At 70.7% G+C, this 21595-nt stretch carries 19 protein-coding genes; 6 read left to right on the forward strand and 13 right to left on the reverse strand.

Annotated features, from left to right (window positions below):
• Window positions 1–1022: 1022 nt before the first annotated feature.
• The 7 genes from ABZS69_RS55850 to ABZS69_RS55880 form a co-directional block, all read right to left on the reverse strand.
• Window positions 1023–1721: a maleylpyruvate isomerase family mycothiol-dependent enzyme gene (locus ABZS69_RS55850; RefSeq protein ID WP_355389612.1), complete on the reverse strand. Its 699-nt coding sequence runs from the start codon at window positions 1719–1721 to the stop codon at window positions 1023–1025.
• A 392-nt stretch (window positions 1722–2113) separates the two neighbouring features.
• A complete protein-coding gene (gene efeB / locus ABZS69_RS55855; protein WP_355389614.1) occupies window positions 2114–3367 on the reverse strand; it encodes an iron uptake transporter deferrochelatase/peroxidase subunit in 1254 nt (417 codons plus the stop codon).
• 15 nt (window positions 3368–3382) lie between these two features.
• Window positions 3383–4522 (reverse strand): iron uptake system protein EfeO, encoded by a 1140-nt coding sequence (gene efeO, locus ABZS69_RS55860; RefSeq protein ID WP_355389616.1) that lies wholly within the window; start codon window positions 4520–4522, stop codon window positions 3383–3385.
• Window positions 4523–4534: 12 nt separating this feature from the next.
• The gene (efeU, locus tag ABZS69_RS55865) at window positions 4535–5368 is read right to left on the reverse strand and encodes an iron uptake transporter permease EfeU (RefSeq protein ID WP_355389618.1); all 834 of its coding nucleotides are present in this window, start codon (window positions 5366–5368) and stop codon (window positions 4535–4537) included.
• A gap of 138 nt (window positions 5369–5506) precedes the next feature.
• The gene (locus ABZS69_RS55870) at window positions 5507–6349 is read right to left on the reverse strand and encodes a carbohydrate ABC transporter permease (RefSeq protein WP_355389620.1); all 843 of its coding nucleotides are present in this window, start codon (window positions 6347–6349) and stop codon (window positions 5507–5509) included.
• Complete coding sequence (locus tag ABZS69_RS55875) at window positions 6346–7305, reverse strand: sugar ABC transporter permease (RefSeq protein WP_355389622.1); 960 nt, start codon at window positions 7303–7305, stop codon at window positions 6346–6348. Before ABZS69_RS55875 ends, ABZS69_RS55870 begins: the two co-directional genes overlap by 4 nt.
• On the reverse strand, window positions 7302–8588 hold the full coding sequence (locus tag ABZS69_RS55880; protein WP_355389624.1) for an extracellular solute-binding protein: 1287 nt from the start codon (window positions 8586–8588) through the stop codon (window positions 7302–7304). The genes ABZS69_RS55875 and ABZS69_RS55880 overlap by 4 nt, the downstream gene beginning before the upstream one ends.
• Before the next feature lie 225 nt (window positions 8589–8813).
• Here ABZS69_RS55880 and ABZS69_RS55885 point away from each other — a divergent pair, with 225 nt between their 5' ends.
• The 3 genes from ABZS69_RS55885 (at window position 8814) to ABZS69_RS55895 (ending at window position 11565) form a co-directional block, all read left to right on the forward strand.
• Window positions 8814–9824, forward strand: coding sequence for a LacI family DNA-binding transcriptional regulator (locus ABZS69_RS55885; RefSeq protein WP_355389626.1), 1011 nt, complete (start codon window positions 8814–8816; stop codon window positions 9822–9824).
• 41 nt (window positions 9825–9865) lie between these two features.
• The gene (locus ABZS69_RS55890) at window positions 9866–10303 is read left to right on the forward strand and encodes a hypothetical protein (RefSeq protein ID WP_355389628.1); all 438 of its coding nucleotides are present in this window, start codon (window positions 9866–9868) and stop codon (window positions 10301–10303) included.
• An 89-nt stretch (window positions 10304–10392) separates the two neighbouring features.
• Window positions 10393–11565, forward strand: a complete 1173-nt coding sequence (locus ABZS69_RS55895; RefSeq protein ID WP_355389630.1) for an alpha/beta hydrolase — start codon at window positions 10393–10395, stop codon at window positions 11563–11565.
• Between the two features lie 9 nt (window positions 11566–11574).
• On the opposite strand, the gene ABZS69_RS55900 is transcribed toward ABZS69_RS55895, so the two are convergent.
• The 4 genes from ABZS69_RS55900 to ABZS69_RS55915 all read right to left on the reverse strand — a co-directional run bounded on the left by ABZS69_RS55900 (window position 11575) and on the right by ABZS69_RS55915 (window position 15418).
• Entirely contained in the window at window positions 11575–12414 is an 840-nt protein-coding gene (locus tag ABZS69_RS55900; RefSeq protein WP_355389632.1) for an NAD(P)H-binding protein, read from the reverse strand.
• 15 nt (window positions 12415–12429) lie between these two features.
• Complete coding sequence (locus ABZS69_RS55905; protein ID WP_355389634.1) at window positions 12430–13056, reverse strand: TetR family transcriptional regulator; 627 nt, start codon at window positions 13054–13056, stop codon at window positions 12430–12432.
• 107 nt (window positions 13057–13163) lie between these two features.
• Window positions 13164–14192: an alpha/beta hydrolase-fold protein gene (locus ABZS69_RS55910; RefSeq protein ID WP_355389636.1), complete on the reverse strand. Its 1029-nt coding sequence runs from the start codon at window positions 14190–14192 to the stop codon at window positions 13164–13166.
• An 11-nt stretch (window positions 14193–14203) separates the two neighbouring features.
• Window positions 14204–15418, reverse strand: coding sequence for an amidohydrolase family protein (locus ABZS69_RS55915; RefSeq protein ID WP_355389638.1), 1215 nt, complete (start codon window positions 15416–15418; stop codon window positions 14204–14206).
• 58 nt (window positions 15419–15476) lie between these two features.
• On the opposite strand from ABZS69_RS55915, the gene ABZS69_RS55920 reads away from it, so the two are divergent.
• Window positions 15477–15923, forward strand: coding sequence for an SRPBCC domain-containing protein (locus ABZS69_RS55920; RefSeq protein ID WP_355389640.1), 447 nt, complete (start codon window positions 15477–15479; stop codon window positions 15921–15923).
• Between the two features lie 3 nt (window positions 15924–15926).
• Here ABZS69_RS55920 and ABZS69_RS55925 read toward each other — a convergent pair whose 3' ends face one another.
• Window positions 15927–19082 carry a BTAD domain-containing putative transcriptional regulator gene (locus ABZS69_RS55925; RefSeq protein WP_355389642.1) on the reverse strand — a complete coding sequence of 1052 codons (3156 nt, stop codon included), beginning with the start codon at window positions 19080–19082 and terminating at the stop codon, window positions 15927–15929.
• A 90-nt stretch (window positions 19083–19172) separates the two neighbouring features.
• Between ABZS69_RS55925 and ABZS69_RS55930 the strand changes: the two genes are divergently transcribed.
• Together ABZS69_RS55930 and ABZS69_RS55935 are read left to right on the forward strand one after the other, a co-directional pair.
• Window positions 19173–20651, forward strand: coding sequence for an MFS transporter (locus ABZS69_RS55930; RefSeq protein WP_355389644.1), 1479 nt, complete (start codon window positions 19173–19175; stop codon window positions 20649–20651).
• Window positions 20652–20703: 52 nt separating this feature from the next.
• A complete protein-coding gene (locus ABZS69_RS55935; protein ID WP_355389646.1) occupies window positions 20704–21219 on the forward strand; it encodes a DUF4232 domain-containing protein in 516 nt (171 codons plus the stop codon).
• On the opposite strand, the gene ABZS69_RS55940 is transcribed toward ABZS69_RS55935, so the two are convergent.
• Window positions 21220–21573 carry a nucleotide pyrophosphohydrolase gene (locus tag ABZS69_RS55940; protein ID WP_355389648.1) on the reverse strand — a complete coding sequence of 118 codons (354 nt, stop codon included), beginning with the start codon at window positions 21571–21573 and terminating at the stop codon, window positions 21220–21222.
• Window positions 21574–21595 lie beyond the last annotated feature (22 nt).

The following is a 21595-nucleotide window of genomic DNA, read 5'->3' on the forward strand; positions in this document are numbered from 1 at the left end:
CTGATCCGCCGGACGCAGCGGAGCAACGCCGCAAAGCCCACAGTCACGGAGATCGGCCGTGGCAAGACACGGATCGCCGTACTTGATCTCTGGAAGCTGATCGTCATGGGGGACATCGGCTGACAGGTTCTGTCCAGTGTGTCACTGCAGCAGGAGAGCTTAGAGGCGGCGTTCCGCGGTGGCAGGTCCTCAGAGACACCCAGCGCTGGTACCTGCAGGCCAACGGCACTTTGTGGGCGGTTTGCCGACACCCACGTGGGCGTTCTGCCGCAACTTACGTGGGCGTTCTGCCGATAGCTGTGTGGGCGCTGTGCCGGCTCAAGAAGGGCAAGTGCGGCACCTGAGACCAGCGACGATCAGCGTCAAACGGTTCGCGAACCCCTTCCCCTTGGAACCTGCTGCTATCCGAGGCGGTGACCTGCGAGGTGTCGACGTGTTCGAAGAACCAGTCGAAGCACTCGGAGATGTAGTCGGGGAGGCCGTCGTCGTAGGTGTGGGCGCTGAGCAGCCACGCTACGGAACCGGCGTCGGCCTGCGGCCCGTCCTTCTCCTCCTGGGGACCTCTGCCACGGGCAGGCTGGCGTAGGTCCTGTTGGAGCGGCTCGGATTGTCGTCGTAGGTCACGGATGATCCTCGTGCCGGGGCCGGACGCGTCCTGCCCTACCAGAACCGGCTGACACTTCCACCCCAACAGTTGCGCGCGTTCGATTCGCCGATCGCCGCGCCGCCGCCTGGGCATGGTCACGGGCCAGGCGGTGGTCGGCGGTCAGCCAAGCGAGGGTGCGATCAACCACATACCTGCGGGAGATGACGTTGAAGCTGCGCTGGGCCGGCCTTCCGTTTCGACAAGACGCCCAGAAGCTACCTGGCCGGCCTTCATTTATGCGGAGCTATCTTGTGGATCCGAAGTCTTCAACCGATCTGAAGATCCGAAGTCCAGGCCCTAACACCATGATCGTTGGTCCTCGCAAGGGGCCCGCCGGCGCTGGCGGACCTGCTTGAGCACGGAACCGGCGGCTGACCTACTGCGTCGCCTCCTTCAGCAGGTCACGCAGCCGTTTCACCAGCCCGGGGTCGCCGCCGAAGGTTAGCGTCGCCCCGTCCCCGCGCCCCCACATCCACAGCAGCACGTCCTGGGACGTACCCGAGATCGACGCCGCTCCCGGGGAATCGTCCGTGGAGACCTCGACGCCCGTTGCGGCCAGGCGGACGAGCCAGCGATCCGCTCCCGCGGCGATCGACACCGCGCGTCCGTCCGCGCCGGCGAGTTCGTCACCGAAGTCCTCCGGCCATTGACGGGAGGCGAAGGAGAGGAAGGTCACGAGGATCTCGTCGATGCCGTCCACGGCCAGGTCGGTGGGGATCGGCGTGATCGGCTCGCCGGCCGCGAGCTCGGCGTCCACCCGGTGCACCACCGCCTCCAGTGCCATCCTGCGTGCCCAGAACCCGACGGTCTGGTCGGGGTCGTACCAGGTGAGCGCCTGCTCCTCCGGCTCCCGGGAGGTGAGCTCGCCACGCAGCTCGGCCATGGCGCGGTCCAGGTACGCTCCTGGGCCGCTCGGATCGGGCTCCGGGGGCCAGGGCTTCGGCCAGGTGCCGCGGCGCATAGTCTCCACCTTGTGGAGGAAGGTGTCGCCGACATGCGTGAGCAGGTTGGCGGTGGTCCACCCTGGACAGTGGGGTACCGGGGCGGTGAGGTCACGGGTGGCGGTCTCGCGCATTCGCGCGTAGTCCAGCTCGAGTAGGTGTAAGTACCGGCGCTGATCCATTCGCCAAGTCAAACATAGGCGCGCGGACGTGGCCCTGTTGCCGCAAGTCCGGGATCGAGTTTCGCGGAGATCAAGGCCGCGGGCGGAATCCAGCTGATCTCAACCTCGTACAGGCCTCCAGGAAGGCGCCCGAGCGATAGCGAGGACCGCTCGGGGTGGGCTCCAGCGGGCCAAGCCGGTAGTCGGGTCTCGGGTGGGCGATGGCGCCGAAGGCGCGGGGGTTGCGCCGCCAGGCGCCCAAATGAGAACGCCTGAGCCCTGAGCGCGAAGCGCCCCTTGCGAAGACCTTTGGCCCGGGGCGGGTCCAGCGGGCCCACCTGGTAATCGGGCAATGGGTGGGGCTGCTAGCCGAAGAGCGTGCGGCCCCAGTAGTCGCCGGCGTCGCGGACCCCGGGTGGGCAGGCGAACAGGCCGCTGGAGACGTGTTTGATGTACTCGTTGAGGGCGTCGTTCTTGGCCAGGTTCATCTGCACCGGTACGAACTGCTTGCGCGGGTCGCGCTGGTAGGCGATGAAGAACAGGCCCGCGTCCAGGCGGCCGAGGCCGTCGGAGCCGTCCACGAAGTTGTAGCCGCGGCGCAGCAGGTGCGCGTTGCCGTTGGAGGTCGGGTGGGCGAGCCGTACGTGGGCGTCGTCCTTGATGGACGGCTGCCCGTCGGTCCCCTTGGACGCGAAGTCCAGCGGGTCGAACTCGGCCTTCTTGCCCAGCGGCGCGCCCTCGCCCTTGTCCCGGCCGAAGATCTGCTCCTGCTCCACGAGCGACGTGCGGTCCCAGGTCTCGATCGCCATCCGGATCTTCCTGGTCACCATGTACGAGCCGCCCGCCATCCAGTCGCTGCCGTCCTGCGCGGAGGCCCACAGCTGGTCGCGGAGCAGGGCGGCGTCCTCCAGTTTGAGGTTGTTGGTGCCGTCCTTGAAGCCCATCAGGTTGCGCGGGGTCGTCTGGGAGCGGGACGTGGACGACGTACGGCCGAAGCCGAGCTGCGACCAGCGTACGGAGACCTTGCCGAAGCCGATCCTGGCCAGGTTGCGGATGGCGTGCACGGCGACCTGGGGGTCGTGGGCGCACGCCTGCACGCAGATGTCTCCGCCGGAAATTTCCGGAATGAGCTGCTCTCCCGGGAATTTCGGCAAGTCGGCGAGAGCCGCCGGCCGCTTGTCCGCAAGCCCGAAACGGTCGTCGAACAGCGACGCCCCGAACCCGATCGTCAGCGTCAGCCCCGACGCGGGCAGCCCCAGCGCCTCGCCCGTGTCGTCGGGCGCGGCCTCCGGCGCGCCGCCCACCGCCCCGTACGACCCGGCCTCCTTGCCCTGCGTCAGCCGCGCGGCCGCGGCCGTCCACTCCTGCAGCAGATCGACCAGTTCGGCCCGCTTGTCCGTGGTGACGTCGAACGCCACGAAGTGCAGCCGGTCCTGCGCGGGCGTCACGACGCCCGCCTGGTGTTCGCCGTAGAAGGGGAACGGGTCGGAGGTCGAGGAGGCGTGCGCGACCGGCGGCTCCTCGAAGAGCGTGTTCGCGGCCACGACCCCGGCCCCGACCACGGCGGCGCCCGCGGCCCCCAGCCCGAACAGCCCCCTGCGGCTCACCCGCTGGCCCATTGCCGGCACCTCCCGTTACTTGGTGATGACCGGCGCGATCTTGCTGATCGGCTCGGCCAGCGCGTTGATCGCGTCCGACAGGGTCTTCAGCTCGGCCTTGGACAGCTCGTTGTGCAGCTGCCAGCCGTCGCCCTTCTGGTGCGCGCCGAGCGCCGCCTCTGCCGCGGCGAACTTCTCGTCCAGCGTCTTGACCAGGTCGGGAGCCCGGTCCTCCAGCACCGGCCTGAGCGACTGCACGGCCGCCTTGGAGCCTTCGAGGTTGGCGTCGAAGTCCCACAGGTCGGTGTGCGACCAGATGTCCTCCTCGCCGGTGATCTTCCCGGTGGCCACCTCGTCGAGCAGCTCCTTGGCGCCGTTGGCCAGGTTCAGGGGGGTCAGCTCGGCGGCGTTCGACTTGTCCACGATCGTCTTGACGTCGGCGATCAGCTTGTCGGCGATGGCGCCGTCCTTGCTGATGTCCTTCTTGATCCACAGGTCCTTCTCGATCCTGTGGAAGCCGGTCCACTCCTCGCCGTCGGCCAGGTCCGCCTCGCGGGCGTCGATGGCCGGGTCGAGGTCGCCGAAGATCTCGGCCACCGGCTCGATGCGCTCCCAGTACGTACGCGCGACCGGGAACAGCTCCTTGGCCTTGTCGATCTGCCCCGCCTTGACCGCGTCCACGAACTCCTGCGTCTTGACCAGCAGCGTGTCGCTCTGCGACTTGATGTAGCGCTTGTAGCTGGCGACGGCGTCGGCGAGCTGGGCGTCCTCGGTGAGCGCCTTGTGCTCGCCGCTCACCTTGAACGCGTTGCGGATCCCCTTGCCGACCATGCCGGGCTTGCAGACGGTCTCGTACGCGCCCGCCGGCAGCTCGGCGATGAGCTCTCGCGTCAGCCCGGGCACGATGTTCTCGACCTCGGCCATGACCCGGTCACCGGCGGCGTACACGTAGAACTCGGTCACCTTGGTGCCGCCGTTCGTGATCGTGAACGTCGTGGTGCCCGCCGCGACCTCGGCCGCGCCGACCTTGCACTCAGTGTCGGACGCCGCCACGGTGATCTTGCCCGGCTTGGCGGCGGCGGAGCCGGAGGGGGTGGCCGGGGTGTTCCCCGAGCCACAGGCGGCCAGCGTCGCCAGGGCGAGCGCCCCGAAGGACAGGCGGATGGGGGTACGCATGATGCTCCTGTTTCAGGCCGCGGAGGAAGCGGGCGACGGCGTGGACTTCACCCGCGAGTTGCGCAGGAAGAAGAAGAGAGTGGGGACGAGGTAGCAGACCCAGGCGATGACCTCGGCGACGCTGGGCTGGGGCGTGATGTTCAACATGCCCGCCAGCAGGGTGCCCCACCAGGAGTCGGCGGGGACGGCGCCGCTGATGTCGAAGGCGTACGTGCTCAGGCCCGGCAGGACGTTGGCCTCCTGCAGGTCGTGCACGCCGTACTTGAAGATACCCGCGGCCACCAGGATCAGCAGCAGCCCCGTCCAGGTGAAGAACTTGGTGAGGTTGATCCGCACGGCGCTGCGGTAGAGGCCCCAGCCGATGAGCACGGACGTGAGCAGCCCCAGGCTGATGCCGATGAGCGGTTTCGGCGTGGCGACCGCGCCCTGCACGGACGCGAAGAACAGGATCGCCGTCTCCAGCCCCTCGCGGGCGACGGCGAGGAACGCCATCACAACCACCGCGATCGAGCCCAGCTCCAGCGCCTCGGAGAGCTTGCCGCGCAGCTCGCCGGAGAGCGCGCGGGCCGCCCGGCGCATCCAGAAGATCATCCAGGTGACGAACACGACGGCGAGCAGCGAGGTGATCGCGTCGAACAGCTCCTGCCCCACGTGCCCCAGGTGCGCGGCGGTGAACGTCAGCAGCGCCCCGAACCCCACGGACAGCGCGACGGCCGCGCCCACCCCCGTCCACACTTGCGGGAGCTTGTCCTTGCGGTCACTCTTGACAAGGAAGGCGACCAGGACCGAGACGACGAGTGCCGCCTCAAGACCTTCGCGCAGTCCGATGAGGTAACTGGCGAGCACCGTCACTCCCGATTGCTGAGGTTTTGCTTTGGCCTTCCCTGAGGAAAGCCTTACCTAAATTAGGGCAGGCGAAGCATACCTAGCGCAAGAGCCGAAAGCGACAGTGTGCGGCGAGTCACGTTCGCAGGTGGAAGGTGATCATCCCTTCGTCGCGCCCGCGGTGAGACCGCCGACCAGGTGACGTTCCGCGATGGCGTAGAAGCCGAGCGCGGGCAGCATGGCCAGGACGAGGTAGGCCAGGATGCGGGCGGTGTCGGAGGCGTACTGGCCCTGGAACTGCTGGATGCCCAGCGGCAGCGTCCAGCTCGACTCCTCGTTGAAGACCACGAGCGGCAGCATGAAGTTGTTCCAGCTCCCCACGATGGCCAGCACCGAGACGGTGGCGATGGCGGGCCGGGCCATCGGCAGCAGGATCCGCCAGAAGAACCCGAACGGGCCGCAGCCGTCGATGATGGCCGCCTCCTCGATCTCGCCCGGGATGCTCCGGAAGAAGCCGCGCAGAATGATGATCGTCAGCGGCAGGCCGAAGGCCGCCTGCGTGAGGATCACGCCGAGCGGGTTGCCCAGCAGCCCGAACGTGCGCAGCAGCACGAAGATCGGCAGGATGGCCACCGCGAACGGGAACATCAGCCCGGCCGTGAACAGCGTGAAGAACAGCTCCCTGCCGCGGAAGGCGGACCTGGCGAAGACGAACCCCGCCAGCGCCGACACCCCGACGGTCAGCACGGTCGTCAGGACCGCGATGAACGTGCTGTTCCACAGCTGCAGCCAGAACGAGCCGGAGCCGATCACGTCGGTGTAGTTGCCCGTCGCCCAGGTCGTGGGCAGGCCGAACGGGTTGGTGGACAGCTCGCTCGTGGACTTGAAGCCGCCGATCAGCGCGTACACCACCGGGATGATGATGAACAGGCCGACGACCCACGCGATCAGGTGCAGCGGCAGGGTGTTGCGCCGCGGCGAGGACTTCCTCCGGTGGATCATCGGCGCTCTCCCATCGAGGTGGTCGCGCCCTCCAGGTCGCGGCGCATCACGAAACGCTGGTAGACGAGGGCGAAGACGAGGCTGAGCCCGAACATCACGACGCTGATCGCGCTCGCGTAGCCGACCTGGGAGCGCTTGAACCCCCAGTCCATCATGGTGACGGCCATCGTCTCGGAGGAGTGCGACGGCCCGCCCTGGGTGAGGATCCACACCAGGTCGAAGAGCTGGATCGTGTAGATGACGGACAGGAAGACGCTGATCCGGATCGTCGGCCCGAGCAGCGGCAGCGTGATGTGCCTGAACGTCTTCCAGCTCGTGGCCCCGTCGATCTGGGCGGCCTCGATGAGCTCGTTCGGGATGCCCTGGCGCCCGGCGAGATAGATCATCATGTGGAAGCCGAAATATTTCCAGGTCATGACCAGAAAGAGCGACGGCATCACGGTGTCGGGGTCGGCCAGCCACTCCGAGTCGAGCCCGAACACCGACAGGAGCTGGTTCGCCATGCCCGACTCGGGCGAGAGGATCAGCGAGAACAGCACGCCCGTGATGACCTCGGAGAGCACGTACGGCGCGAAGAACACCACCCGGTACAGCGCCCGCCCGCGGATGCGCTGGTTCAGCAGCATCGCGATGGCCAGCGAGAACGGGAGCTGGACGCAGACCGACAGCAGCACGAGGACCACCAGGTGCCACAGGTCCTGGCCGAAAATTTCGGTGCCGAGGAGCCGGGTGAAGTTGTCGAGCCCGATGAAGTTGGTCGGCAGGCCGCCGAACCCGTTCCACCGGAACAGGCTGGCGTAGAACGCCACGAAGATGGGCGCGACGACCAGGAAGAGGAAGAGGGCCAGGGCGGGCAGCAGGAACAGGGCGATGGTCACCCAGCGGCCGCGCCGCCTGGCGGCAGGGGAGGGGGCCGGAAGCGTGACCGCCTCCGGCCCTTTGACGAGGGTCGTCATCCTTCGCTCTTGGCCACTTCGGTGATGGCCTTGCCGACTTCCTCCGGTGTCTTCGTGCCGGCGATGAGTTCGGCCACGCTGTCGTTGACCTGCTGGCCGACGGCCGGCGGGTAGGCCTGGTCGAGGTAGAGCTGGTAGCCGCCGGCCGCGGCCAGCTGGGTCGCCACCTGCTTGAGGTTGGGGTCCTTGACCGCGCTCTCCTCGCCCTTGAGCACCGGCAGCACGCCGCCGGACTCCACGGCCTTGGAGTGGTTGCCCATCTCGGTCATGAACTTCACGAACTCCACGGCCTCGGCGGGGGCGTCCGCGCCCACGGCCAGGCCGCCGCCACCGCCGAACGCGTCGGAGATCGAGCCCTTGCCGCCCTCGACCGCGGGGAAGGGGAAGAAGCCCAGGTCGTCGCCGAGCCCCTTGCCGGAGTCCTTCTCCACGGCGGGCGCCCACTGGCCCATCAGCTCCATGGCGGCCTTGCCGTTCGACATGGTGGCCGCCTGGCCGTCCGGGGTCGAGTACGCCGCGCCGAGGAAGCCCTTCTGGAACGGCTGCAGGTCCGCCAGCGCCTTGACCTGCTGCCCGGCGGCCACGAAGTCGGGCTTGGTGAAGTCGTGGTCGACGGCCGCCTGCTTGAGCGCGTCGAGGCCGGCGATGCGCATGGCGAGGTAGGCCCAGTAGTAGTGGCCCGGCCACTTCTCCTTGCCGGCCAGGGCGATCGGGGTGACGCCCGCCGCCTTGAGCTTCTTGACGTCCTCGAGGAAGGCCGACCAGGTGGCGGGCGGCTGCGCGATGCCGGCCTTCTGGAAGAGCTTCTTGTTGTACCAGAAGCCGACCAGGCCGATGTCGGTCGGGAGCCCGTACGTCTTGCCGTCGAACTGGTACGCGCTCAGCGCGGCCGGCGTGAAGGTGGGCAGGACGTCGGCGACGTCGGAGGAGATGTCCTTGACCAGCCCGGCGTCGATCTGCTGCTTGAGCACGCCGCCGCCCCACGTGGCGAACAGGTCGGGGGCCTTGCCCGACTGCGTGATCGTGGTCAGCTTGGCCTTGTACGCCTCGTTCTCCAGGACGGTCGCCTTGATCGTGACGTTGGGATGCTTGGCCTCGAACTCCTTGGCCCGCTGCGCCCAGAGGGTCTTGAGCGGATCAGCGGTCGACAGGTGCCACCATTCAAGCGTGACCTTGGCGGGCGAGCCGCCCTGCTGCGGGGCCGTGCCGGCACCCCCGCCCCCGCCTCCGCCGCAGCCGGTTATGAGCACTGCGGTCGCGATCAACACCAGACTGCGTTTCATCCAGGGGTCCCTTCCACTCAGACTGGCTCGGCCTGCCGTACGGACCCCTGCACGTGATTTGCGGGACGCAGCGTGACTCATGGGGCACGGTGCGGCGCACCGGGCGAAAGTTTCGTTACCACCCCGATAATTTCGCTGCCTGGATCGTAGGTAGGTGCTGCGCAAAGCGTCAACACCTCGGGTGGGAGCGATCCCAAACCGAAACTTTCGGCTACACTCCCGAACGTGTCAGGAAAGCGGCGGGTGACGATCGCACTGATCGCGGAGGAGGCCGGGGTCTCCATTCCGACGGTGTCCAAGGTCATCAACGGACGTCCAGAGGTCGCTCCGGCGACCCGCCATCGAGTCGAACGACTCCTGCAGGAACACGGCTACCAGCGGCGCATCAGCCAGGACGACACCCCGGCCGGCCTGGTCGACGTGGTCTTCGCCGAGATCGAGTCGCCCTGGGCCATGGAGATCGTGCGCGGCGCGGAGGGCGCGGCCCACGAGGCCGGGGCCAGCGTGGTCATCTCCGTCCTGCACACCCATGCAGGACCGGGCCGCGACTGGCTCGAACGCCTGGCCGCCCGCCGCACCGACGGCGTGGTCATCGTCGCCTCGCGCCTGTCCACCGGCATCCAGGCTCAGCTCAGCGCGCGCTCGCTCCCGTTCGCGGTGGTCGACCCGGAGGGCGAGCCGGCCCCCGGCGTCGTCTCGGTCGGGGCCACCAACTGGAACGGCGGCCTGGCCGCCACCCGCCACCTGCTCGAACTCGGGCACCGGCGCATCGGCATGATCAGCGGCCCCACGGACATGCTGTGCAGCCAGGCCCGTGTGGACGGCTACCGCGCGGCCCTGGAGACGGCCGGAGTGCCGATCTCGCCCGAGCTGATCCGCCGCGGCACGTTCCTGGTGGAGTCGGGCCACGACGAGGGCCACGCCCTGCTCTCCCTGGACGAACCCCCGACGGCGATCTTCGCTGGCAGCGACCTGATGGCCTTCGGCGTCTTCGAGGCGGCCCGCCAGCGGGGCCTTCGCGTCCCTGAAGACCTGAGCGTGGTGGGCTTCGACGACCTGCCGCTGTCGAAGTCGGCCTGGCCGCCGTTGACCACGGTTCGGCAACCGCTGCAGGAGATGGCGGCCCTGGCCACGCGTACGGTCCTGGCGATGGGACGCGGCGAGGTCCCGGAGACGAAGCGGGTCGAACTGGCGACAGAGCTCATCGTCCGGGACAGCACGGCCCGCTACGAGTAGGCGGGACCGGTCCCCGGGCAGTCCACCTACGCTGCGTTGCCATGCAGCCACCACGCGAAGGGGAGACGATGGCCGACCGCCGGTCCATACCGCGCAACCTCGGGCAGTCCAGGGGCATCATGATCGTGCAGGGCGTGCTCGGCCTCGCCGGTGGCATCCTCCTGATGGCCCTCGTCAACGAGTCGGACCTGGCCGAGGGCTCCGGCCTGCTGACCGCGCTCTCCCTGGTGTCCGTCGCCGCGGCGGTCGTCCTGCTGACCTGCGCGGTCCTGCTGTATCGCGGCCTGCCGTGGGTCCGGGTCACGACCCTCGTCATCGAGGGTTTCACCGCGGCCGGGGCACTCTTCAGCCTGGTCTCCAGCATGGCCGAGGGCTCGTTCCAGGCGACGGGGACCATACCGCTGGTCCTGAGTTCTCTGGTGATCACGAACCTGGTCCGGCCCGAGGTCAGAGACTGGTTCGCAAGCAGCCCGGCGTAAGGGCGGCCCGCGACCCTGACGAAAGTAAGGGCGCGGGCTGACCTTTCGGGCATGTCGGGCATAGCGGCGTCCTTCCTACTGTGCTCCTCATGATCAGAACTCGCCGCAACGCCGCGGTCGCCCTTTTTGCCCTGGCGCTGAGCCTGCCCGCGCCGGCCGCGACGGCCGCCGCCATGGGCACTTCCATTGGCACCTCTGACGTGCGCTTCGCGATCCCTCGCCCCACCGGGCAGTACGAGGTCGGGCGCGACACCCTGCATCTCGCCGACGGCAGCCGCCGCGACCCGTGGATGCCCGCGGCCGGCGCACGCGAGCTGATGGTGTCGATGTACTACCCGGCCCGCGCCGGCGGGAGCGCCGCGCCGTACATGACCACCGACGAGGCCCGGCTCCTCCTCAAAGGACAGAAGCTCGACACCGTCTTCAAGCCCGAACAACTCGCCGGCGTCCGCACGAACGCGCACGTCGGCGCCCGCCCCGTCGGCGGCAGGCACCCCCTGGTCGTGCTCTCCCCAGGGTTCACCCTCAACCGCGCCACCCTGACCACGCTCGCCGAAGAACTCGCCTCCAAGGGCTACGTCGTGGCACTCGTGGATCACGCGTACGAGTCGTTCGGCACGAGTTTCCCGGGCGGCCGCACCCTGACCTGCGTCGCCTGCGAGACGGTAGAGCAGGCCCCCTCCGACGAGGCGGAGAAGAAGCTGCTGGCCAAGGCCGCCGCCAACCGGGCGGCGGACCTCTCCTTCGTCATCGACCAGGTGACCCACGCCTGGAAAGGCCGGACGCTGATCGACCCACGCCGGATCGGCGCGGCCGGCCACTCGCTCGGCGGCAACGCGGCGGCGAGCGTCATGGCCGCCGACCGCCGCGTTCGCGCCGGGGTGAACATGGACGGTACGTTCTTCGCGCCGGTCCCCGCCTCCGGCCTCGGCAAACGACCGTTCCTCATGCTCGGCACCAAGGCCCAGCACTCGCCCGACTCCACCGACACGACCTGGCTACGGGACTGGCGACGTCTGGACGGCTGGAAGCGCTGGCTGACCGTGGCCGACTCCGGTCACTTCACCTTCATCGACCTGCCCATCCTGGGCGCGCAGGCCGGGATCACCGACCCCACGGCGCCGCTGCCGGGAAAGCGGTCGGGCGAGATCACGACGGCGTACGTGGACGCCTTCTTCGACCAGCACCTGAACGGCGAACACCAGCCGCTGCTGGACGGCCCGTCCCCCGGCAACCCTGAAGTCGCCTTCCAGAACCCCTGAGGGTACGGCTCAGCGGAAGTCGTCCGCATGGTCGACGGCCCATTCGGCGAACGTGTGCGCCGGGCGCCCGGTCACCTTCTCCACCACCGTGGAGGTCTGCGCGGGTGCGTCGACACGGGTCGCCCACTGCTTCATGATCACCTCGACGGCGAACGGCGGCATCGTCCGCGCCATTTCCCGCCGCGCCTCCTCGTCCGACACCACCTCGACGGCGACCGGGCGCCCGATCGCCTCCCCGATGTGCTCGACCTGCCGCCGCAGCGTGAGCGACTCCGGCCCGTACACGGTGTACGCCTGCCGCTCGTGCCCGGGCTCCGTCAACGCCGTCACCGCGAGCGCCGCCATGTCCTTCTCGTGGATGGGAGCGGTCTGCGCCTCCGGGTACGGCAGCCGGACCACGCCGTCGCCGCGGATCGGCTCCCGCCACCACCACAGCGTGTTCGTCGCGAACATCCCCGGGCGGATGAACGTCCAGTCCAGCCCCGAATCCTCCACCGCGCTCTCGACCGTGCGATGGTGCTCGGCGATCGGGTTGGGTCCGGAGCCCTCGATCAGGACCGCCGCCGACGACAGCAGCACCACCTGCCGCACCCCGGCCGACCTGGCCGCCTCGACGAATCCGGCGACACCGTCGGGCAGGGCGTACACGAACACCTTCGTGGCGCCCTCCAGCGCGGCGGGCAACGTCTCGGGAAGCTCCAGATCGGCCGCCACGACCTCCGCCCCGGCGGGGAAGCCGCCCTTTTCCGGGTCCCTGCCCGTCACCCGCACCCGTTCGCCGGCCGCCAGCAGGCCGGCGGCGACATGGCGCCCCACATTGCCCCGAGCCCCGAAGACCACCATCACCATCGCGACAGAACCTCTCTAATCCTCGGCCTCGCCAAGAAGCCTGACCAGTCCACTGTGCAGGCGGCGGCGCACCTCGGGCGAGAGCGGGTCGTCGCCGAAGATGTCCCGGACGAACTGCGGCATCGTGATCGGCGCGAACACCACCGCGTACGCGACCAGCAGCGCGAACGCCGGATCGGCCCGCTCGGTGACCTCCCCGGCCTCCTGCCGCCCGCGCATCCGCTCCAGCGACTCGGCCATTCGGGCGCGTTGCGCCTCCGCGTACCGCTGTCCGTCCTCGGCGTCGGCGAACGGGCAGTCGCCCAGCGCCTGCCACACCACCAGCCGAGCCCATTCCGGGTCGTCGAGCGTCCGGGCCAACTGGGCCCCGACCGACTCAGAAAAGGAGCCGGCTGAGCCGTCCGGCGCCGCCTCGTCCGCCTGCCGGCGCCGCCGCAGCTCCTCCAGCAGCCCCTGCTTGCCGCCGAAGTAGTAGGAGATCAGCTGCTGGTTGACGCCGGCGCGGGCGGCGATCCCGGCCGTACGCGCGCCGGAATATCCCTTCTCGCCGAACTCGCTCACGGCGGCCCGCAGGATCCGCTCCCGCGTCAGCTCCGCCGCCTTGCCGCGCTCCTCGGGGCGCGGCGCCCTCCGTGCCGCCATGTGAGGGACAGTAGGTCATCAATCATTCAGTTGACAAGTATCATCTGAATGATTGATAGAAGGAGCCCAGCCGCCGCTGGCCGGCGTGCGCGGTCTCCGGTCGTAGGTCAGGGGGCCAGGCGGCGCGACAACCAGGCGAGGGCGAGCGGGTAGCGGTACTCGATGGCGCCGTGGCCGGCGTCGAAGAGCTCGAAATAGACGTTCTCGTCCTTGACGCCCGCCGCCTCCAGCGCCCGCCGGAACGCCACGGCCCCGAAGTCCAGGAAGTACTCGTCCTTGCTCCCGGCGTCCACCCAGATCGCCCGCATCGAGCGCAGGGCCTCGGCGTGCCGCGGGGCCATCATCACGGGGTCCCAGGACAGCCAGCGCTCCCACACCTCCGGCACGACGGCGCCCGTGTCGTCGAAGGGCACGCGTACGGTGCCGTCGGGCTCGGCGGAGTAGGCGGCCGAGTACGCGTACATCTCCAGCAGCTCCAGGTCCCCTTCCTTCGTCCCGGCCAGGCGGCCGCGGAAGTCGGCGAGGAACTTGTCGTACGAGCCGTCGTACATGTCGCGCAGTCGGCGCGCCACCTTGGGGAACGACCCGCGCGAGCACACCTCGAACAACGCGTCACCGGCGTGCGTGGCCAGTGCCCCGAACACGTCGGGCGCCAGCATGGCGGTCACCATGGCCCCGTAGCCGCCGCTCGACTTGCCGGTCACCGCCCGGTGGTCGCGGTCGGCGATCGTGCGGTAGCGGGCGTCCACCCACGGCACGACCTCGTCGCGCAGGTAGGAGTGGTAGCGCCCGGTGCCGGGGGAGTCGAGGAACTGGCTGCCGCCGAGCGAGGTCCACGCGTCCACGTACACGACGATCGCGGGCAGGGCCTCCCCGGAGGCGAAGACGGCGTCCGCCAGCTCCGGGTACGGCTGCCGGAACGGCGCCCGGTTGAGCCACATGGCGACGTGGCCGGTGTAGCCGAGCAGCACGTAGATCGAGGGGTAGCGGCGGGAGGGGTCGTCGTCGTAGCCCGGCGGGACGTACACCATCACCGGGCGCTCGTGCGGGTCGCCCAGGGGGTTGCCGCGCAGCAGGGCGCTGTCGACGACGTCGTGGTCGAGGCGGCCGGCCAGTTCGGCGGACCAGGGCAGCATGACGAATCCTCTCAGCCGGCGGACGAGGTCACCGTGTCCACGCCCGTCTGCGTGACGGAGCGCCCGGACACCAGGACGAGTGTGAGGTTGCGCAGGTCGGAGAGGCGTTCGAGCGGGTCGCCCTTGACCGCGATGAGGTCTGCGCGCTTGCCCGCCTCCAGACTGCCGGTCACCCCGCCCACCCCGCAGGCGTCGGCGGCGCGCACGGTGGCCAGCTCGATGATCTCCGCGTGGCCGAACCCGGCCTCCGCGAACACCTCCAGGCCCCCGATGTACCCGTCGGTCTCGTTGGCTATGCCGCCGTTGGCGAAGCCGGCGTCGGTCCCCGCGATGAGCCGGATCCCGGCCTCCCGCATGGCGGCCACGCCGTGCAGCCAGGCGTCGATCATCTCGGGGCCGTGGAGCTCGCGCATCCGCCAGAACACGCCGTGCACCGTGGGGCACACGTACGTGCCGCTCGCCGCGACGAAGTCGGCCAGCCCGGCGTCGTACTCGTGCCCCGACGGGCCGAAGAACGTGCAGTGCTCGACGGTCGTGACGCCCGCCTCGACGGAGCTGCGGATCGAGGCGTGCGCGTGGGCGTGCGCGGCGACGCCCTTGCCGCGCGAGGCGGCCTCCTCCACGACGACCCTGAGCTGCTCGGTGCCGTACTGCGGCACCCAGCTCGGCGGCGCGCCCGGCGTCATCAGGCCGCCGGAGGCCATCACCTTCAGGCAGTCGGCGCCCGCCCGGAGGTTCTCCCTGGCGACGCGGCGGATGGCGGGCTCGTCGTCGGCCTCGCCGCCCATGTACCAGCAGTGGCCGCCGGTGATCGTGATGGGCCTGGTGGCGGCCACGATGTGCGGGCCGACGGCCAGGCCCTCCTCGATCGCGTCGCGCAGGGCCAGGTCGAGGAAGCCGCGCGAGCCCAGGTCGCGGGCGGTGGTGACGCCGGCGGTGACGAGCTTGCGGGCGTTCTCGGCCATGCGTAACAGCAGGTGGTGGTCGCTCTCGGAGCCGCGCCGCGTCACCGGGTCGACCTTCGCGTCGAACCCCAGGTGCACGTGCGCGTCGATCAGCCCGGGCAGCACCGTGTGGCCCGGCAGGTCGAGGACTTCGGCGGCCGCGCCCCCGCTGCCGCGCGGCCCCACGGAGACGATACTGTCGCCGTCGATGAGGACCTCGCCGTCGGCGACCACCTCTCCGGGGCGCCCCGTGAGCACCCTGGCCGCGCGAATGATCCTCATGCACCGACCTTAAGACCACGAGAAGCGGATCTAAAGCCCGTCCCCGCACTCTGGGGACATGACAACACAGACCGCGGAATACGAGATCACCCGCCACTTCGACGCCCCCCGCGAGCTGGTGTGGGCCGCCTGGACCGAGCCGGAGCGCTTCTCGCGGTGGTTCGGGCCGCGGATGCTCACCGTGCCGGTCGGCCGCATCACCCTCGACACCCGCCCCGGCGGGATCTGGCGGGCCACGCTGGTCGGCGAGGAGGGGTTCGAGGCGACGCTGGACGGCACCTACCGCGAGGTGGCGGAGCCGGAGCGGCTGGTGTTCACCACCGGCGACCCGGACAACCCAGGCGAAGGGCCGGCGTCGGTGGTCACCATCGACTTCACCGAGGCGGACGGCAAGACGGGGATGCGCTTCCACCAGTACGGCGTCAACACCGACGCCGCGCACGCCGAGCAGGCCAAGGCAGGCTGGAGCGAGTTCTTCGACCGGCTCGCCGAGCACCTTGCCTAGCTCTCACAGCAGGTCGGCGGCCTGGTCGAGCTTGAGGGCGGCGCCTTCCCTGTACGCGGCCGCGAAGGCGTCCTCCCCGAGCGCGGCGCGCACCCTCGCCGTCGCCCGCTCGACGTCGGCCCGTTCGGCCGCCCCCCGGGGGGTCTGGTTCCGCTCCCTGGCCGCGGCGGCCAGCCCCAGCAGGACGGCCGCCTTCTCGGTCGGCCCCGCGGCCGAGGCCGCGCCCTCCACGGCGAAGGCCATCGTCCTGACGTCGCCCATCCTGCGGGCCGCGGCCAGCGCCTCCACGTGCATCTCCATGGCCGCGGCCGGGTCCCCGCGCAGCTCGGTGAGATAGCCCAGCTCGACCAGCGTGTCCGGCAGGTGCAGCGGCGGCTCGACGGCCGGGTCGCGCGGCACCCCTTCGAGCAGCCGGCGCAGGTGCGTCTCGGCCAGGTCCAGCAGCCCGGCCCGGCGGGCGGCGAAGCCGAGGCCCATCTCGCCCATCGTGACGCCCTCCATGTAGCCCTGGCTCTGCGCCAGCTTCATGGCCCGCTCGCAGAACTCCATGGCGCGGTCGTAGTCGCCGCTCATCAGCGCGATCCAGCCCAGCCAGGCGATGCGCGTGGAGACCTCCGGCCACAGCCCCAGGTCCTCGGCCATCCGCAGCCCCTCGCCGAACAGCCGGGTGGCCCGCTCCGCGTCGGTCGCCATCTCGGCCAGCGACGCCAGCCACGCCGTGGCCTGCAGCAGCCCCCACCGGTCGCCCAGCTCGGTGAACAGCCGCGCGCTCTCCTCGCCGATGCGTTCGAGCGCCTCGATGTCCCGCGTCGTGAACGCGTCCCTGGCCTGCCGGGCGAGCGCCGCCGCGACGCCCCACCGGTCGCCGGTCGCCCTGAACGTGGCCAGCGCCCGGCTCACCAGCTCCTGCGCGGTCGGCATGTCCTTGACGTGCATGCTCACGAACAACTCGGCCCTGGCCCGCTCGCCCGGATCCTCGACCGCCGCCAGCACGGGCTCCCAGCGGGCCTCCTCTCCCACCATGAGCGCGAACCCGGCCTCCCAGGCCGCCGCCCTGGCCAGGTCAGGGGAGCCGGCTCCGCCGGCGGACAGGGCCGCCGCCAGCGACCGCCGGCCCTCGGCCAGCCGGCCGCGCAGGAACCAGTACCAGGCCAGCGCGTTCACCAGCCGGGCCGCCGAGCCGGAGTCCTGCCGGGCGACCGCCGTGTCGAGCGCCGCCCGCATGTTGGCGGCCTCCGCGTCCAGGCGCAGCAGCCAGTCCCGCTGGTCGTGCCCGTACAGCTCGGGCTCGGCCTGTACGGCCTGCGCCAGGTAGTGGCGCAGGTGCGCGAGGCGTACCCGGTCGAGCTCGCCCGCGTCGGACAGCTTGGCCCGGCAGTACTCGGACACCGACTCCAGCAGCCGGTAACGGACGCCCGCGGGGGACTCGACGACGACCACGAGCGAGCGGTCGACCAGGCGGGCCAGCAGGTTGAGCACGTCGAGCTCGGCGGCGTCGCAGACGGATTCGGCGGCCTCCAGCGTGCAGCCGTCGGCGTGCACGGCCAGGCGGCGCAGGACGCGGCGCTCCTCGTCGGACAGCAGGTCCCAGCTCCAGTCGATCACCGCGGTGAGCGTCTGCTGGCGGGCCGGCGCGCCCCGCTGCCCCGAGGCCAGCAGCCGGAACCGGTCGTCCAGCCTGGCCACCACGCCCTGGACGCCCAGCGCCCGCACCCGGGTCGCGGCCAGCTCCAGCGCCAGCGGGATGCCGTCGAGCCGCCGGCAGAGCTGCGCCACGGCCGGCGCGTTGCGGGCGTCGAGCGCGAACCCGCGGGCGGAGGCCGCGGCCCTGGTCACGAACAGCCTGACCGCGTCCGAACGCGCCATGACCGCCAGGTCGGCGCTGCCCGGCACGTCGAGCGGCGGCACGCTCCACAGCACCTCGCCGGCCACGGCCAGCGGTTCCCTGCTCGTGGCCAGGATCCGCAGGTCCGGGCAGGCCCGCAGGAGCGCCTCGGCCAGCTCGGCGACCTGCTCGACCACGTGCTCGCAGTTGTCCAGGACCAGCAGCATCCGCCTGGCCCTGAGCGCCGCGCCGAGCTGCCGCCCCAGCGCCTGGTCTCCCTGGGCGCCCGGGCCCGCCGGGGTCGAGCCGGCGTCCTCGCGGATGTCCAGGGCCGCCAGCACGGCTTCGGCGGGGGAGCGGGACGCCTGGTCGAGCGCGACCAGCCAGGCCCCGTCCGCGAACCCGTCGACCAGCCGGTTCGCGGCCTCCAGCGCCAGCCGGGTCTTGCCGACCCCGCCGCTGCCGGTGAGCGTCACCAGCCGCTCGTCGCCCACCAGCGCGCACACCTCGGCCAGCGCCTCGTCCCGGCCGATGAGCTTGCTGACGGAGGCGGGCAGGTTCGTGACGGGTCGGTCGGCGGGCACGCTGAGGGCAGGGTCCTGCCCGAGTATCGCCTGGTGCAGGGCGACCAGCTCGGGGCCGGGGTCGAGGCCGAGCTCGTCGGCCAGCCGCTCCCGCAGCTCGCCGTACGAGGCCAGCGCCTCGCTCTGGCGTCCCGCGCGGTAGAGGGCCCGCATGTGGACGGCGCGCAGCCGTTCCCTGAGCGGATGCCTGGCCACCAGGTCGCCCAGCTCGCCCACGAGCAGGCCGTGCTCGCCCAGCTCCAGCCGGGCCTCGGCGTGCTGCTCCAGCGCGGACAGCCGCTGCTCCTCCAGGCGCAGGATGGCCGACCTGGTGTACTCCTCGTCGGCGAAGTCGGCGTACGCGGGGCCCCGCCACAGCGCCAGCGCGTCGGCCAGCAGCCCGGCCCTGGTGCGCGGGCTGTCGGCGGCCTCCGCCCGGCCCAGCAGGTCGGCGAAGCGCGCCGCGTCCACGGCGCCGTCCTCGTGACGCAGCAGGTAGCCGGGGGCGCGGGAGACGACGAGGTTCTTGCCGCCGGGCTCGGCGTCCTCGAACGCCTTGCGCAGCTGCGAGACGCGTACCTGCAGCGCCCCGGCCGGATTGCCCGGCGGCTCCCCGCTCCACAGGTCGTCGACCAGCCGGTCCACGGACACAGGGTGACCCTCGTGGACCAGCAGGTCCACGAGGAGCGCCCGCACCTTGAGCCCGGGAACCGTGACACTCTCGCCGGAGTCCGTCCACACGGCCAGCGGACCCAGCACCCCAAAACGCATGCTCGTCACCCTATGTGCGGCCTTAAGCCCGCGAAAAGAACATCAGAAGCCCCTTGCCGCACCGTGAAGTGCAACCGAAAGGGGAACGAGATGAACACCGCCACACTTACGGGCACCCACGCAGGCCGCCGGGAATGGACCGGGCTGGCCGTCCTGGCCTCCGTGGCCCTGCTGCTCTCCGTCGACGTCAGCGTGCTCTACCTGGCGCTTCCGCACCTCAGCGCCGGCCTCGGGGCGAGCGCGTCGCAGCAGCTCTGGATCATGGACATCTACAGCTTCATGCTGGCTGGGTTCCTGGTCACGATGGGGACGCTGGGCGACCGGATCGGGCGGCGCCGGCTGCTGATGATCGGGGCGACGGCGTTCGGCGCGGCCTCGGTGGTGGCCGCGTACTCGGTGAGCGCCGAGATGCTGATCGCCGCCCGGGCGCTGCTCGGCGTCGCGGGGGCGACGCTGATGCCGTCGTCGATGGCGCTGATCAGGAACATGTTCCAGGACGCCAAGCAGATGGGGACCGCGATCGGGCTCTGGTTCAGCTGCTTCATGGTGGGCATGGCGGCCGGGCCGATCGTGGGCGGGCTGCTGCTGGAGCACTTCTGGTGGGGGGCGGCCTTCCTGCTGGGGGTGCCGTTCATGGTGCTGCTGCTGGTCGCCGGGCGGACGCTGCTGCCCGAGTATCGGGACCCGGACGCGGGGCGGCTCGACCTCGCCAGCGTCGCGCTGTCGCTCGCGACCATCCTGCCGGTCGTGTACGGGCTCAAGGAGGTCGCCAGGAGCGGCTGGCACCCGGTGCCGGTGGCGGCGGTCGTGGCCGGGGCGGCGTTCGGCACGGTGTTCGTACGGCGGCAGCGCCGGCTCGCCGATCCTCTGCTCGACCTGCGACTGTTCGGCAACCGGGCCTTCGCGACCACGCTCGGGACCATGCTGCTCGGCGGCATCGTGATGGCCGGGACGACGCTGATGACCACCCAGTACCTGCAGACCGTGGAGGCCATGTCCCCGCTGGAGGCGGGCCTCTGGCTCGTGCCGCAGAACCTCGCCATGATCGTCGCCCTGACGCTGGCCCCCGCGATCGCCCGCCGCGTCGGTATCGCGTACGTGATGGCCGGCGGGTTCGCCGTGGGCGCGGTCGGGCTGTTCCTGCACACGCAGGTGCCGAGCGCCGGCGGCACCGGGCTGGTCGTGACCGGGCTCGTCCTGGCCTCCGCGGGCATCGCGCTGCCGATGGGCGTGGGCAACGGCGTCATCATGACCGCCGCGCCTCCGGAGAAGGCCGGGTCGGCGGCCTCGCTGTCGGAGACGGGCGGCGAGTTCGGCGTCGCGGTGGGCGTGGCCGCGCTGGGCAGCCTCGGCAGCGCCGTCTACCGTGCCCAGCTACCCGAGCACCTGCCGGTGGAGGCGGTCCGCGAGAGCATCACCGCCGCGGTGACCGCCGCCAAGGACCTGCCCGACGTGCTGGACCTGGCGCGGGCCGCGTTCACCACGGGGCTCAACACGGTGGCGGCGATCAGCGCGGTCGCCTTCGTCGGCCTGGCCGCCCTCACCTTCGCGATCCTCAGGCGCCACTGAGCCTCTCGACGAAATCTTCAACGAAACGGGCGTCCGGCGCATCCAACGGAGCATGAAGCGATTCAATCGCGCCGGGTCGGCGCTGCTGGCGGGCGTACTGCTGACCTCGGTCACGTCCGGCCTCCTCGGATCCGGCGAAGCCGTGGCGCAGGCGGCGGCCGGGCGCTGCCGTACCGACGCCCTCACGGCGCACCTCGGGCGGCCGGACCCGGGAGCGGGAAACGTGTACGCGCCGCTGGTGCTGACCAACACCTCCACCCGGACCTGCTGGGTGTACGGCTTCGCCGGGCTGGTCATGTTCGACGGCAACGGCGACGCCCTGCGGACCCGGGTGCGCAGGGAGAGCGTCCAGCCCCGCCGGGTGGTGCTGGCGCCCAAGGCCTCCGCCTATGCCCGGCTGCACTGGGGGATGGTGCAGACCGGGACCGAGAAGCGCTGCCCGACGTCGGCCCGGCTGATGATCATGCCTCCGGACGAGACGGCCCACCTGGAGATCCCGTTCAAGGCGATGGTCTGCGACGACGGCCGGATCGACATCAGGCCGTTCGTCCCGGGAACGCATCCCTGATCAGCCGGAGGGCGGGGCCTTCCTGGCCGACCCGCGATAGCGGTCGGCGTCGTAGCGGCGGTCGTTGTCGTCCAGCTTGGCCCGGGCCGCCTCCACCAGGTCCACGCCCAGCACGTCGGCCAGCCGGACCAGGTAGAGGGTCACGTCGCCCAGCTCGGTGCGCATCCGGGCGAGCGTGTCGGGATCGGGCTCCATGGACTCGTCGGCGGTGAGCCACTGGAACTCCGCCACCAGCTCCCCGACCTCGCCCGCCAGCGCCATCGCCAGGTTCTTGGGGGTGTGGAACTGCTCCCAGTCCCTGACCCTGGCGAACTCGCGCAGGCGCTCGGCAAGGCCCTCCAACTCCGTCGTCACGTCGCACGACCTTACTCATCCC

The organism is Nonomuraea sp. NPDC005650, from assembly GCF_040605375.1.
Taxonomy (GTDB): Bacteria; Actinomycetota; Actinomycetes; order Streptosporangiales; family Streptosporangiaceae; genus Nonomuraea.

What these genes read in the sequence shown, in the direction of transcription:
- ABZS69_RS55890 (WP_355389628.1), top strand. Translation starts at nt 9,866, where the DNA reads ATGCAGCCACCACGCGAAGGGGAGACGATGGCCGACCGCCGGTCCATA.
- ABZS69_RS55915 (WP_355389638.1), bottom strand. Translation starts at nt 15,418, where the DNA reads ATGAGGATCATTCGCGCGGCCAGGGTGCTCACGGGGCGCCCCGGAGAG.
- ABZS69_RS55875 (WP_355389622.1), bottom strand. Translation starts at nt 7,305, where the DNA reads ATGACGACCCTCGTCAAAGGGCCGGAGGCGGTCACGCTTCCGGCCCCC.
- ABZS69_RS55910 (WP_355389636.1), bottom strand. Translation starts at nt 14,192, where the DNA reads ATGCTGCCCTGGTCCGCCGAACTGGCCGGCCGCCTCGACCACGACGTC.
- ABZS69_RS55925 (WP_355389642.1), bottom strand. Translation starts at nt 19,082, where the DNA reads ATGCGTTTTGGGGTGCTGGGTCCGCTGGCCGTGTGGACGGACTCCGGC.
- ABZS69_RS55920 (WP_355389640.1), top strand. Translation starts at nt 15,477, where the DNA reads ATGACAACACAGACCGCGGAATACGAGATCACCCGCCACTTCGACGCC.
- ABZS69_RS55870 (WP_355389620.1), bottom strand. Translation starts at nt 6,349, where the DNA reads ATGATCCACCGGAGGAAGTCCTCGCCGCGGCGCAACACCCTGCCGCTG.
- ABZS69_RS55900 (WP_355389632.1), bottom strand. Translation starts at nt 12,414, where the DNA reads ATGGTGATGGTGGTCTTCGGGGCTCGGGGCAATGTGGGGCGCCATGTC.
- ABZS69_RS55880 (WP_355389624.1), bottom strand. Translation starts at nt 8,588, where the DNA reads ATGAAACGCAGTCTGGTGTTGATCGCGACCGCAGTGCTCATAACCGGC.
- ABZS69_RS55930 (WP_355389644.1), top strand. Translation starts at nt 19,173, where the DNA reads ATGAACACCGCCACACTTACGGGCACCCACGCAGGCCGCCGGGAATGG.
- ABZS69_RS55905 (WP_355389634.1), bottom strand. Translation starts at nt 13,056, where the DNA reads ATGGCGGCACGGAGGGCGCCGCGCCCCGAGGAGCGCGGCAAGGCGGCG.
- efeB (WP_355389614.1), bottom strand. Translation starts at nt 3,367, where the DNA reads ATGGGCCAGCGGGTGAGCCGCAGGGGGCTGTTCGGGCTGGGGGCCGCG.
- ABZS69_RS55895 (WP_355389630.1), top strand. Translation starts at nt 10,393, where the DNA reads ATGATCAGAACTCGCCGCAACGCCGCGGTCGCCCTTTTTGCCCTGGCG.
- efeO (WP_355389616.1), bottom strand. Translation starts at nt 4,522, where the DNA reads ATGCGTACCCCCATCCGCCTGTCCTTCGGGGCGCTCGCCCTGGCGACG.
- ABZS69_RS55935 (WP_355389646.1), top strand. Translation starts at nt 20,704, where the DNA reads ATGAAGCGATTCAATCGCGCCGGGTCGGCGCTGCTGGCGGGCGTACTG.
- ABZS69_RS55850 (WP_355389612.1), bottom strand. Translation starts at nt 1,721, where the DNA reads ATGCGCGAGACCGCCACCCGTGACCTCACCGCCCCGGTACCCCACTGT.